The following is a 12,395-nucleotide window of genomic DNA, read 5'->3' as shown; positions in this document are numbered from 1 at the left end:
ACCATGGCTAAGATCCGCGTAGGCCGGGTGGGGGAACAGATCAAGAAGGAGCTCAGCCAGATCATCCAGGCTGAGCTCAAGGATCCCCGCATCGGTTTCATCACGGTGACCGGCGTCGAAGTCACGAACGACATGTCCCAGGCGAGAGTGTACCTGAGCGTGCTCGGAAGCGACGATCAAAAGGAAGAAACATTGAAGGCGCTCGCGCGCGGCACCGGATTCATCCGTTCGGAGCTCGGCAAGCGAATCCGTCTGCGCCATACGCCGGAGCTGCTCTTCAAATTCGACAGCAGCATCGAGTACGGCAGCCGCATTGAGTCTCTGCTCACGGACATCAACCGTGACAACGGAGGCCAATGACCGGGGCGGGGCAGGATCTATACGAAGCTGCTCTGCAGTTCATGAACGAGGGAGACGACTACTTGGTTGTCTCCCATGTTCAGCCTGACGGGGATGCGGTGAGCTCCACGCTTGCTGCGGCCTGGCTGCTCGGCAAGCTGGGCAAGAAGGCTGTCTTGGCCAATGAAGACCTCGTGCCGGACAGGCTGCGCTTCATGGCCGGCTCGGAAGGCATTCTCCGCTATGGAGAAAACCAAGGGCGGAAGTTCAAGCGGATCATTGCCGTCGACTGCGCCGATTTCAAACGGATCGGACGAATTGCGGAATGGTTCGAAGACGGGTACGAGCTGCTCAATATCGATCATCATCCTACTAATAACGGATACGGAGCCGTCAATCTCGTCGTTCCCGATGCCGCGGCCACGGCACAGATTCTGTACGGGCTCGTCCGGACCGCTTGCATGCCTCTGGAGCAGCCGGCGGCGGAAATGCTCTACACCGGATTGCTTACGGATACGGGAGGCTTCCGGTATTCCAATACAGATACCAGGGTCATGCAGGCAGCATCGGAGCTTCTTGAAGCCGGGGCGGGCGGCCATGCCATCGCCGATCGGCTGCTGGAACGCATGTCGCTGCCTCAGCTGAAGCTGCTTCGGCTAGGGCTGAACCGGATGGAATTTCATTATGGCGACCGCGTCTGCACGATGCATATCTCGCCCGAAGACATGCAGGAGACAGGCGCTGCGCCGGAGGATCTGGAGGGCCTTGTCAATTATGCCCGCAATGTCGAAGGCGTAGAGGCTGGCATCCTGTTCAAAGGCTTGCGCGACGGAAGCGTCAAGGCAAGCCTGCGCTCCGGAGGCACGCTTGATGTGGCGGCAATCGCTTCCCGCTTCGGCGGAGGCGGCCATATCCGGGCGGCCGGCTGCCGCATTGACGGCCCGATAGAGGAAGCGATGAGCTCCCTGTTGGCCGTCATAAGGGAGGAACTGAAAGACTGATGGATGGAATTTTGGCAATCTGGAAGCCTGCCGGCTGGACGTCCCACGACGTGGTGGCCAAATGCCGCAGGCTGCTCCGGACCAAACGCATCGGCCACGCGGGCACGCTGGATCCTATGGTGACCGGCGTGCTTCCTTTATGCGTCGGCCAAGCGACACGCGTGGTTGAATACATGCAGGAGCTGCCCAAAGCCTACGAGGCCGTCCTGCAGCTCGGCATTTCTACGGATACGCTCGACTTGACCGGCGAGATTCTGGAGCAAGTGGACTCAGTCGCATTGAGCGAGCAGGATATAAGGCAAGCCCTGATGTCCTTCCTGGGCGAAATCATGCAGCTGCCGCCGATGTATTCGGCCGTGAAGGTTGACGGCAAGCGGCTCTATGAATTGGCGCGGGAAGGCAAGACGGCGGAGCGCAAGCCCCGTCAAGCCACGATTCATTCGCTTGATGTGCTGTCCATGGATTTGGACAGGCCGCATCCGCTCGTCCGGTTCCGGGTCGTCTGTTCCAAAGGGACGTACATTCGCACGCTGTGCGAAGATATCGGCAGCAAGCTCGGGGTGCCTGCCGCCATGGCGGAGCTGAAGCGCACGCTGTCGGCGGGCTTTTCGGAAGAGGATTGCCTGACGCTTGAACAAGCCCAGCTGTTGATGGAGCAGGGGACGCTGGAGCAGCGCCTGCTTCCTGCGGAAGCGGCGCTTGCCCACATGCCGCGCTCCAGCGCCGCCCCGCCGGCTATGCGCCAAGCTCTGCAAGGCCGCCGGATTCCGGTCGAGTGGCTGGACGAGCGTCCTGCGGAAGGAAGCCAATTCCGGCTTTATGGCCAGGACGGCTCCTTTGCCGGCGTGTTTGAAATTACGGAAGACGGAAGCATGGTGAAGCCGGTGAAGGTGTTCGCCCGGCCCGATTCGGAATAGCGGATCGCCATGCGGGCCGCAGAGCCGGGATCCGGGATTTCTCTGGAACCGGGGCTGCAGGCTTCCTGAAGATTAAAAGGAATGCGGGTGAATGGAAGTGGAGATTTACGAACTGAGCTACCCGATCAACGGCAGCAATGAACCGGCGTTTTCCCCGGCGCCGTGCTGCCTGGCTATCGGGCATTTTGACGGCGTCCATCTCGGGCACCGCCATGTGATCGACCGTGCTGTCGAAGAGGCCCGCCAATCGGGAACCCGCGCCGCGGTGATGACGTTCCACCCGCATCCCCGCGAAGTGCTCGGCATCGGCAGCGGCTTCGCCGAATGCCTGACGCCGCTCGACGCGAAGCTGGAGCTGTTCCGGGAAGCAGGGGCGGATGCCGTCTTCATCATGCAATTCGACCCTGCCTTTGCCGCCATCAGTCCCGAGATGTTCGCTAGGGAGGTGCTGGTGCCGCTCGGCGTCAGCCATGCCGTCGTCGGCTTCGACTTCACGTTCGGAAGCCGCGGCGCAGGAACCCCGCACATGCTGGCTGAGCTGGGAAGCGGAAGCTTCACGGTCGATATTGTTCCGGCCGCTCAGAGGGACGGGCTCAAAGTCAGCAGCACCTATGTGCGGGAAGCGCTGGAGGAAGGCCGCGTCGAGCTCGCGGCCGAGCTGCTGGGAAGGCCTTACCGGGTCAGCGGCATCGTCGTGCACGGCGATGCCAGGGGAAGGCTGCTCGGCTTCCCCACGGCCAACCTGAGTCCGGACCAGCCTTACGTCCTGCCTCGGCTTGGCGTCTATGCGGTCAAGGTCAGGATTCCTTCTCCCCTAGGGGGGGAGCCTGCTGTTCATGATGCGGTGCTGAACCACGGAATGAAGCCTACGTTCAACAAGGACAAGATCGTCCCCGTTCTTGAAGCCCATCTGCTTGATTTCGAGGGAGATCTGTACGGGAACAGGCTGGAGATCGACTTTGTTCATTTCCTGCGCACGGAACAGAAGTTCTCGGGAATCGACGAGCTCGTCTCCCAGCTTGGCCGAGACAAGGCTCGCGCCAGGGAATTGCTGGAGGACTGAGCGGCGCTGCGGAAGAGCTTCCGAGCGGCAGGCGTTTACTTTGTTACCCGTAGATGCTATACTGTTTAATGTTGTCCGGAATTGCTCCGGCCATCACGGCCTTGGCTTGGCCTGTCCGCTCTCACCGGCGGCGGCGAGGCTGACGGCGGCTACTCAAGCAACCTATTACGTAATTGGAGGTGAACTAGGATGGCACTTACGCAAGAACGCAAGCAAGAGCTCATCGAAGAGCACAAGACGCATGCAAGCGACACCGGCTCTCCTGAAGTTCAGGTCGCAATCCTTACTCAGAACATCGTGAACCTTACGGATCACCTGCGGACGCACAAGAAAGATCATCACTCGCGCCGCGGTCTTCTGAAAATGGTCGGTCAGCGCCGCAAGCTGCTGGCATACCTGAAAAACAAGGATGTTAGACGTTACAGCGCTCTGATCGAGAAGCTCGGTCTTCGCCGCTAAGAAGCTGTTGAAGAAGCAACCTGGTTGTCCAGCTGTCCGGGATTCCCGGAAGGGCTGCAGCCCGGTTGCTTTTTATAATCAATTCGACAAGTGTATTTTTACATATCCGGACAAGGCTTCAGGAGAAGGTCGGGCGTCCGCGCCGGGCAGGATAACCCGAGGCTGCGCCGAATATTTTTCTAGATTAGGAGGGATATCATGCACCAGGTTCAAATGACACTGGGGGGTCGCCAGCTGACCCTCGAAAGCGGCCGCCTGGCCAAGCAGGCCAATGCTGCCGTTACGGTACGATATGGCGATACCGTCGTCCTCTGCACCGTTACCGCTTCTTCGGGTCCGAAGGATCTGGACTTCTTCCCGCTTACGGTCAACTATGAGGAGCGCCTCTACGCCGTGGGCAAGATTCCTGGAGGCTTCATCAAGCGCGAAGGACGCCCGAGCGAGAAGGCTATCCTTTCGAGCCGCTTGACCGACCGTCCGATCCGTCCGCTGTTCCCGGAAGGGTTCCGCAACGATGTTCAAGTGCTGAACCTCGTCATGAGCGTGGATCAGGATTGCCCGCCTGAAATTGCCGCGATGATCGGCACAGGCGCTGCGCTGAGCATTTCCGACGTTCCGTTCAACGGACCGATCGGAGGCGTCATCGTAGGCCGGGTGGACGGCAAGTTCATCATCAACCCGACGGTCGAGCAGGAAGAAGCCAGCGATCTCAAACTCGTTGTTTCCGGCACGAAAGACGCCATCATGATGGTGGAAGCCGAAGCCAACGAGCTGACGGAGGAAGTCATGCTGGAAGCGATCATGTTCGGCCATGAAGAAATCAAGAACATCGTGGCTACGATCGACGAGCTGACGGCTCAATGCGGCAAGGAAAAGATGGAGGTTGTTCTCCATACCGTCGATTCCGAAGTCAATGACGCTGTCCGGGCGTTCGCTTCCGCACGTCTGATCGAAGCGATCCGCATCGAGGAAAAGCATGCCCGCCAGGAAGCGATCGATCTCGCGAACAGCGAAGCGGTCGCCCACTTCCAGGAAGTCTATGCGGAAACTCCGGAGCTCATGGGCGACGTGAAGGAAACGCTGTACGACATCGTCAAGGAAGAAGTGCGCCGCCTCATTACGCATGACAAGATTCGTCCGGACGGACGCGGACTCGACGAGATCCGTCCCATCGACTGCGACGTATCGGTGCTGCCCCGCACGCACGGCACAGGCCTGTTCACGCGCGGCCAGACGCAGGCGCTCAGCGTCTGCACCCTGGGAGCGCTTGGCGATGTCCAGATTCTCGACGGCATCAGCCCGGAGACGACCAAGCGCTTCATGCATCATTACAACTTCCCGCCGTTCAGCGTCGGCGAAGCACGCCCTCTGCGCGCGCCTGGACGCCGCGAGATCGGACACGGAGCCCTCGGCGAACGCGCCCTTTCCAAGGTTCTTCCTTCAGAAGCCGATTTCCCGTACACGATCCGCCTCGTATCCGAGGTGCTGGAATCCAACGGCTCCACTTCGCAAGCGAGCATCTGCGCCAGCTCCCTGGCCATGATGGACGCAGGCGTACCGATCAAGGCGCCGGTAGCCGGCGTGGCGATGGGGCTGATCAAGGACGGAGAGCATTTCTCCATCCTGACGGACATTCAAGGCATGGAAGATCATCTCGGGGACATGGACTTCAAGGTCGCCGGCACCGCTGAAGGCGTAACGGCCATCCAGATGGACATCAAGATCGACGGCATCGACCGCGCGATTCTGACCCAGGCTCTGGAGCAGGCCCGCGTAGGCCGCATGCATATCCTGGACAAGATGAACGCCACGATGAGCAAGCCGCGCGAGAGCCTGTCGGCATACGCGCCTAAGATCATGACGCTGCGCATCAATCCGGACAAGATCCGCGATGTCATCGGCGCAGGCGGCAAGATCATCAACAAGATCATCGAGGAGACGGGAGTCAAAATCGATATCGAGCAGGACGGCATGGTCTACATCGCTTCTTCCAACGAAGAGATGAACAAGCGCGCCCGCGCCATCATCGAAGGCATCGTCAAGGAAGTCGTCGTCGGCGAAATCTACACCGGCACGGTCAAGCGCGTCGAGAAGTTCGGGGCGTTCGTGGAGATTCTCCCGAACAAGGACGGATTGGTCCACATTTCCCAGCTGTCGACGGAGAGGGTAGCCAAGACGGAAGACGCCGTCAACATCGGCGACGTCATCACCGTCAAAGTCACGGAGATCGACCAGCAGGGACGCATCAATCTGTCCCGCAAAGCGGTGCTTACGGCCGAGGCTCCTTCCCAAGCCTGATTCCGGCTGGAATTGCAGCCCATCGAAAACTCAGAGCCAGAGACACTCTCTGGTTCTTTTTTATTTGCCTGCGCGGCCATGTCCGTACGCCTTTTGTTCTTGGGAACATTCCCCGACCCGCGGAGTCCAAGCCGCATAAATTGTCCCTCTTATTCATAGGAATCATGGAGAAGAGTGGAGGGATGTAGCGATGAAACTGCGGCAATGGGGCTTGTCCGCCGCCTTCGGCGCAGCCGTCGTCCTGCTTGCGGTCAGTTATGGCGGCGCCGGAGGGTACGTTCAGGCGATCAAAAGCGGTGAAATCCGGTCGGCCATGCTGCTGACAGACAACGAAGAGGCGCTGCGGACGGAAATCAAGCAGGAGGCGGAAAAGCGCTATATCCCGCCGGTGGATGCCAAGGTCGACCGTTGGTTCCGGGCGATACCGGGCTATGACGGGCGCGAAGTCGATATCGAGGCCACCTACCGGCAAGCGAAGCTTCGTCCCGATGCCCCTGTTCAATATGTGTACAAGGCGGTCAAGCCGAAGGTAAGCGTGGAGGACTATCCGCTGGAGCCGGTCTATCGGGGCAATCCCGCGAAGCCGACGGCCTCGTTCATGATCAATGTCGCGTGGGGCAATGAATATTTGGAGCCGATGCTGGCGACTCTCGACCGGTACGGAGTCAAGGCGACCTTTTTCCTGGATGGATCCTGGCTGAAAAAATATCCGGAGGAAGCGCGTAAAATCCAGGCGGCAGGCCACGAGATTTCCAATCATGCCTACTCTCATCCCGATATGAGCAAGCTCGGAATGGAGCAGCAGACGTCGCAGATCACGCGCACCGAGCAGCTGCTCAAGGATACGCTCGGCGCAAGCAACCGGCTGTTCGCCCCGCCATCGGGTAGCTACAACGCCTCGACGATCAAAGCCGCGCGCGCGCAAGGACTGAGGACGGTCATGTGGACGCTGGATACGGTGGATTGGCGCAAGCCTTCGCCGGGCTCGGTCGTCGACAAGATCGCACGAGGCATCGGGCCGGGATCGCTTATTCTGATGCATCCGACCGCAAGCTCGAGAGATGCGCTCGAAGGCATGATCAAGGCGGCAAAACGCAAAGGACTGCTGCTTGTGCCCGTCAGCGAAACGATTTCGGAGGAGCGGATCGAGGCTCCGGTTGAGGCCAAACCTTAATTTTGTTATGATGATAATCAAACTCAAGGAGGAGATCCGGTGAATATATATAGACTCAGCAACGGTCTGCGCGTTGTCGCGGAACCGATTCCCACCTGCCGTTCCGTATCGTTCGGCATTTGGGTCAAGACGGGATCCCGCAGCGAAACGCCGTCCAACAACGGTATCTCCCATTTTATCGAGCATATGCTCTTCAAAGGCACGGATACACGCAGCGCCAAGGATATCGCCGACCTGTTCGACGGCATCGGGGGCAATGTGAATGCGTTCACGGCAAAGGAATATACATGCTATTTCGCCAAGGTGCTCGACCAGCATCTGCCGCTTGCGGTCGATGCTCTCGCGGACATGTTCTTCAACTCCAGGTTCGACGAGGAAGAACTGGCGAAGGAAAAGAACGTCATCTTCGAAGAGATCGCCATGTACGAGGACACGCCGGACGACAAGGTCCATGACGAGGCTTCCCGGGCTTCCTACGGGGACCATCCGCTCGCTTATTCCATCTTGGGTTCCGAAGAGCGGCTGACTTCCATGGGGCCGGCCGACCTGCGCGGGTATATGAAGGAACAATATACGCTGGAGAACACGGTCATCAGCGTCGCGGGCAACATCGAGGAAAAGGGGCTGCTGGAGCTTCTGGAGGCCAAGTTCGGCAGCTTCTCCGACAGCGGGCTTGGACGGAGCCTGGAGGCTCCCGAGTTCAAGGGAGAGTACTTGTTCCGCCCGAAAAAAACGGAGCAGAACCATATCTGTCTCACGTTCCCGGGCTGTTCCATTTCCGACGACAACCTGTACGCGATGATCCTGCTCAACAACGCCCTCGGCGGCGGCATGAGCTCCCGGCTGTTCCAGGAAATCCGCGAGAAGCGGGGACTCGCCTATTCGGTCTATTCCTACCATACCTCCTATGCCGATTCGGGACTGTTCACCGTCTACGCCGGAACGGCTCCGCGCCAGACCGCGGATGTGCTTGACCTGACGATGGAGCTGCTCGGCGACGTCTCGGCCAAGGGCCTCACCGATGCGGAGCTGACGAGGGGCAAGGAGCAGCTCAAGGGAAGTCTGATCCTCAGCCTGGAAAGCACGAGCAGCCGGATGAACCGCAATGGCAAAAACGAGCTCATGCTCGGCCGCCACTATACGCTCGACGAGATGATCGAGCGGATCGAAGCGGTCAAAATGGAAGATATCCGCGCCGTGACGGCTTCGATGCTGAAGGTTCCGTTCGCCGTGGCTATGGTCGGCTCCGAAGAAGGGCCGGCCGCCAAGCTGAGGAGGGACCAATTTGTTTCCGGTGCAGTTTAAGCGTCTTCCCGGCAACGAGGATGTGCCTCTGCCGCTGCGGATGTCGGAAGCGGCGGCAGGCTTCGACCTGCATGCCTCTGTAGCGGATCCGTTGCTGCTTCAGCCAGGAGAGCGCGCGCTTGTTCCGACCGGCTTCGCCATGGCGATGCCGGAAACGCTGGAGGCCCAGATCCGGCCTCGGAGCGGGCTTGCGTACAAGCATGGCATTACGGTGCTTAATTCTCCGGGAACGATCGATGCCGACTACCGCGGAGAAGTGAAGGTGCTTTTGGTCAACCTGGGCCAGCAGCCGTTCACGATCAACAGGGGCGAGCGGATCGCCCAGATGGTATTCCAGGCCGTTGCGGCCGTATCCGTCTCCGAGGTCGAAGAGCTGAGCGAGACGGTTCGCGGGGCCGGGGGATTCGGACATACGGGCGTATGAAGCCGTTGTCCTAGATTTCTCATCCCGACTAAAAGGCTGTCCGGCGCCACCCATGGGGGTGGCGCCGGACAGCCTTTTGCATGTACCGGACCTCAATTTTCTCGGGCAGTCCGACCTGCCGTCCTTGCCTATGTGTCCGCTCGGGAGGAGGCGGCCGGGCACCGGGAAGGAAAGCCCGATTCCGCAGTAACCCTCGTATGCGCCGCGGCATACCATGGTCTAGACGCACGAAAGCGGCTGGAGCGGAGGCGGGGGAGCCTTTCCCAAGCTTGAGTGAGTGCAGCGGCATGGGCCGGTGCAGCCGGCCATGTGCCGCTTAAGGGCGATCAAGGTGAGAGGAAGTGACGCCAGCATGCTGACCGGCGTTCAGGTGCTGCTGATCGGCGGCGACGCAAGGCAGCTAGAGGTCATCCGCAGGCTGTCGGAACTGGATGCAGCCGTTACGGTGTCCGGATTTGACGGACTCCGAACCCTTCCGGACGGAACCGTGGACAATGAGCTTCGCGACGAGCTGTTCGACAAGGCAGACGCCATTCTTCTGCCTGCTGTAGGGACGGACGACAACGGCATTATACCCGCTGCTTTCAGCAATTCCGAACTGCGCCTGACGGATGCGCAGCTTGCGCGTGTCCCAGACCATTGCAAGGTCTATGCCGGCATGGCGAGGCCTTATTTGAAGTCGTTGTGCGCCAGCCGCGGAATCGAGCTTGTGGAGCTGTTCGAGCGGGACGACGTGGCGATATCGAATTCGATTCCGACGGCGGAAGGCGCCGTCAAAATGGCTATTGAGAATACGGACATCACCATTCACGGCTCCTCGTGCATGGTGCTCGGCCTCGGGCGGACGGGACTTACGCTTATCCGTACCCTTCAGGGCCTGGGCGCCCGGGTGCTTGCAGGAGTGCACCGTCCCGAGCATTTCGCAAGAGCGCAGGAAATGGGCGCAAAGCCTTTCTACACAAGGGATTTGCTCGATCACGCAGCCAATATCGACTTGCTTTTTAACACAATTCCAACTATGATAGTCACAGCGCAAATGATTGCTAGAATGCCCTCCCGCGCCGTTATTATCGACCTGGCCTCCAAGCCCGGCGGTACGGATTTCCGCTTTGCGGAGAAGCGCGGACTGAAGGCGATTCTTGCTCCCGGATTGCCGGGAATCGTTGCCCCTGTGACTGCCGGCCGAATCATAGCTGATTGTGTCACTCAGCTGATTATGGAAGACATCAGCGCGCGGGGGAATGAATGATGAACTGGAACGGACTAACGGTCGGTTATGCCCTGTCGGGCTCTCACTGCACGTTCGCGGAAGTCATGCCTCAGATTCAACGCTTCGTCGATGCCGGCGCCAACGTCGTGCCGATCGTCACGCAGAGCCTGATGACGACGGACACCCGCTTCGGTACAGCCCAGGAGTGGAAGAGCAAGCTGCTCGAGATTACCGGCAATGAGATCATCTCGACGATCGTCCAGGCCGAGCCGCTCGGGCCTTCCAAGCGGATCGACGTGCTGCTGATCGCTCCATGCACGGGCAATACGACGAGCAAGCTTGCGAACGCTCTGACCGACAGCGCCGTCCTGATGGCGGCCAAGGCGCAGATGCGCAACGGCAGGCCGGTCGTCATCGGAATCTCGACCAACGACGGCCTTGGGCTGAACATGGCGAACATCGCGAAGCTGATGGCGGCGAAGAGCATCTACTTCGTGCCGTTCGGCCAGGATGATCCGGTGAACAAGCCGAATTCGCTCGTCGCCAAGATGGACCTTGCCATGGAAGCATGCGAGCATGCCTTGCAAGGCAAGCAGATGCAGCCCGTCCTCATCGAGAGAAGTTAGGCATGGCGCCTTTGGAGACCGATGGAGACATCGCGGCTGCGGCGAGTGCATAAGGTTGCTAATAAGCCAGACCGTGCCGGCTCCTCCATGGAGGAGCCGGTTTCAACAAAGACAGGTGCGGAGAACCGGCTTTCAAGACAGCCGGCCGGGAATTCTCCAGCCGTTATGCGGCGCGGAACAAGAGAACGCCAGCCGGCAGCATGCTGCCGCTGGCGGCTTTTCTATGATTCAGCCATAAAGGGTTTCAACTGCATGCTATCAGGGAGAGGAGCGGCTTCAAGGAAGAAGCCGCTTCAGCGAAGGGATGTCATCCATGGGGGTACGGGTTTTAAAATTCGGCGGTACTTCGGTGGCGACCAAGCAGACCAGGGAGCTGGTCGTCCGTCATATCCAGCGCGAGCTGGGCGAAGGCCATCGTCTAGTCGTAGTCGTATCGGCGATGGGGCGCAGCGGGGATCCGTATGCGACGGATACGCTGCTGTCTCTCGCCAGTGAAGAGGGCGGAGAGATTCCGGCTCGCGAACGGGATCTGCTCATGGGCTGCGGAGAAATCATTTCGGCCGTCGTCTTGAGCACGGCTCTGGCATCCAGGGGAATTCCCTGCGTCGCCTTGACGGGCGGCCAAGCCGGAGTCGTGACCGGCAGCCAGTTCGGCGAAGCCCGCATCGAGGAAATCCGCACCGACCGCATGATCGGGCATCTGGACCGGGGAGAAGTGGTCATTGTGACCGGCTTCCAGGGACAGAACGGACAGGGAGACCTGACGACGCTCGGCCGCGGAGGAAGCGATACGTCCGCCACGGCGCTCGGGGCGGCGCTGCATGCCGAGATCGTCGATATTTATACCGACGTGAACGGGATTCTGACCGCAGATCCAAGAATTGTAAAAGACGCGAAGCCGCTTACCGTAGTCGGTTACGCCGAGATATGCAACATGGCGCGCCAAGGGGCCAAGGTGATCCATCCCCGGGCGGTCGAGATCGCCCAGCAGGCCAGAATTCCGCTCCGTGTCCGCTCAACATTCTCGGATGACGAGGGGACGCTCGTGACGGATATGCCGACGGCTCTGAGCATCGCGTCGCCGCTGCGCGACCGCCACGTGACGGGAATCGCTCATGTCCAGGGCGTCACGCAGATATCCGTCCGGACGGTTGAAGGCATAGCGGATATGCAGCTCCAGGTGTTCCAATCGATGGCCCGCAGCGGGATCAGCGTCGACTTCATCAACGTGACGCCCGCCGGAGCTCTCTATACGGTATTCGACCGTGACGCCGACAAGGCGGTCCAAGTTCTGCAAGGGCTCGGCTTCGAGCCGCAGACGGTGAACGGCTGCGCCAAGGTGTCCGTCATCGGCGGCGGAATGAACGGCGTTCCCGGCGTCATGGCGCGCATCGTCGAGGCGCTGACGGAGCAAGGCATTCCGATTCTCCAGTCGGCGGATTCCAATACGACGATCTGGGTGCTCGTCCGGGAGGAGCATATGGGCAACGCCTTGCGCGCCCTGCATGCGAAGTTCGAGCTTCATTTATAGGATAGAGTTAGGCGGGCAGGCGGCATCCGCCTGCCGCTCTTGAGAGCG

The 12,395-nt window shown here is 59.9% G+C and carries 12 protein-coding genes; all 12 read left to right on the top strand.

Annotation, left to right across the window (positions count from 1 at the left end):
• Positions 1-3: 3 nt before the first annotated feature.
• The 12 genes from rbfA to dapG all read left to right on the top strand — a co-directional run bounded on the left by rbfA (position 4) and on the right by dapG (position 12,347).
• The gene (gene rbfA, locus VE23_RS05615) at positions 4-360 is read left to right on the top strand and encodes a 30S ribosome-binding factor RbfA (RefSeq protein ID WP_048745314.1); all 357 of its coding nucleotides are present in this window, start codon (positions 4-6) and stop codon (positions 358-360) included.
• Positions 357-1,340, top strand: a complete 984-nt coding sequence (locus VE23_RS05610; protein ID WP_021878682.1) for a DHH family phosphoesterase — start codon at positions 357-359, stop codon at positions 1,338-1,340. The genes rbfA and VE23_RS05610 overlap by 4 nt, the downstream gene beginning before the upstream one ends.
• Complete coding sequence (gene truB / locus VE23_RS05605) at positions 1,340-2,257, top strand: tRNA pseudouridine(55) synthase TruB (protein WP_049867530.1); 918 nt, start codon at positions 1,340-1,342, stop codon at positions 2,255-2,257. The genes VE23_RS05610 and truB overlap by 1 nt, the downstream gene beginning before the upstream one ends.
• Before the next feature lie 91 nt (positions 2,258-2,348).
• On the top strand, positions 2,349-3,320 hold the full coding sequence (locus VE23_RS05600; protein WP_049867529.1) for a bifunctional riboflavin kinase/FAD synthetase: 972 nt from the start codon (positions 2,349-2,351) through the stop codon (positions 3,318-3,320).
• A 189-nt stretch (positions 3,321-3,509) separates the two neighbouring features.
• The gene (gene rpsO / locus VE23_RS05595; protein WP_021878678.1) at positions 3,510-3,779 is read left to right on the top strand and encodes a 30S ribosomal protein S15; all 270 of its coding nucleotides are present in this window, start codon (positions 3,510-3,512) and stop codon (positions 3,777-3,779) included.
• A gap of 198 nt (positions 3,780-3,977) precedes the next feature.
• Complete coding sequence (pnp, locus tag VE23_RS05590; RefSeq protein WP_048748594.1) at positions 3,978-6,077, top strand: polyribonucleotide nucleotidyltransferase; 2,100 nt, start codon at positions 3,978-3,980, stop codon at positions 6,075-6,077.
• A 190-nt stretch (positions 6,078-6,267) separates the two neighbouring features.
• A complete protein-coding gene (locus VE23_RS05585; protein ID WP_048748595.1) occupies positions 6,268-7,251 on the top strand; it encodes a polysaccharide deacetylase family protein in 984 nt (327 codons plus the stop codon).
• Positions 7,252-7,290: 39 nt separating this feature from the next.
• A complete protein-coding gene (locus tag VE23_RS05580) occupies positions 7,291-8,556 on the top strand; it encodes a M16 family metallopeptidase (protein ID WP_021878674.1) in 1,266 nt (421 codons plus the stop codon).
• The gene (dut, locus tag VE23_RS05575; RefSeq protein ID WP_021878673.1) at positions 8,537-8,980 is read left to right on the top strand and encodes a dUTP diphosphatase; all 444 of its coding nucleotides are present in this window, start codon (positions 8,537-8,539) and stop codon (positions 8,978-8,980) included. Before VE23_RS05580 ends, dut begins: the two co-directional genes overlap by 20 nt.
• A 352-nt stretch (positions 8,981-9,332) precedes the next feature.
• Complete coding sequence (gene dpsA / locus VE23_RS05570) at positions 9,333-10,229, top strand: dipicolinate synthase subunit DpsA (RefSeq protein ID WP_048748596.1); 897 nt, start codon at positions 9,333-9,335, stop codon at positions 10,227-10,229.
• Positions 10,229-10,816 carry a dipicolinate synthase subunit B gene (locus tag VE23_RS05565; protein ID WP_049867528.1) on the top strand — a complete coding sequence of 196 codons (588 nt, stop codon included), beginning with the start codon at positions 10,229-10,231 and terminating at the stop codon, positions 10,814-10,816. The genes dpsA and VE23_RS05565 overlap by 1 nt, the downstream gene beginning before the upstream one ends.
• A gap of 313 nt (positions 10,817-11,129) precedes the next feature.
• The gene (dapG, locus tag VE23_RS05560; RefSeq protein ID WP_048748598.1) at positions 11,130-12,347 is read left to right on the top strand and encodes an aspartate kinase; all 1,218 of its coding nucleotides are present in this window, start codon (positions 11,130-11,132) and stop codon (positions 12,345-12,347) included.
• The last annotated feature ends 48 nt before the right edge of the window (positions 12,348-12,395 follow it).

The organism is Paenibacillus sp. D9 (genome assembly GCF_001188365.1).
In the GTDB taxonomy this organism is placed as follows: Bacteria; Bacillota; Bacilli; order Paenibacillales; family Paenibacillaceae; genus Paenibacillus_O; species Paenibacillus_O humicus.
Note: the sequence above shows the minus strand (reverse complement) of the source record. Positions and strands in the feature narration are given on the sequence as shown.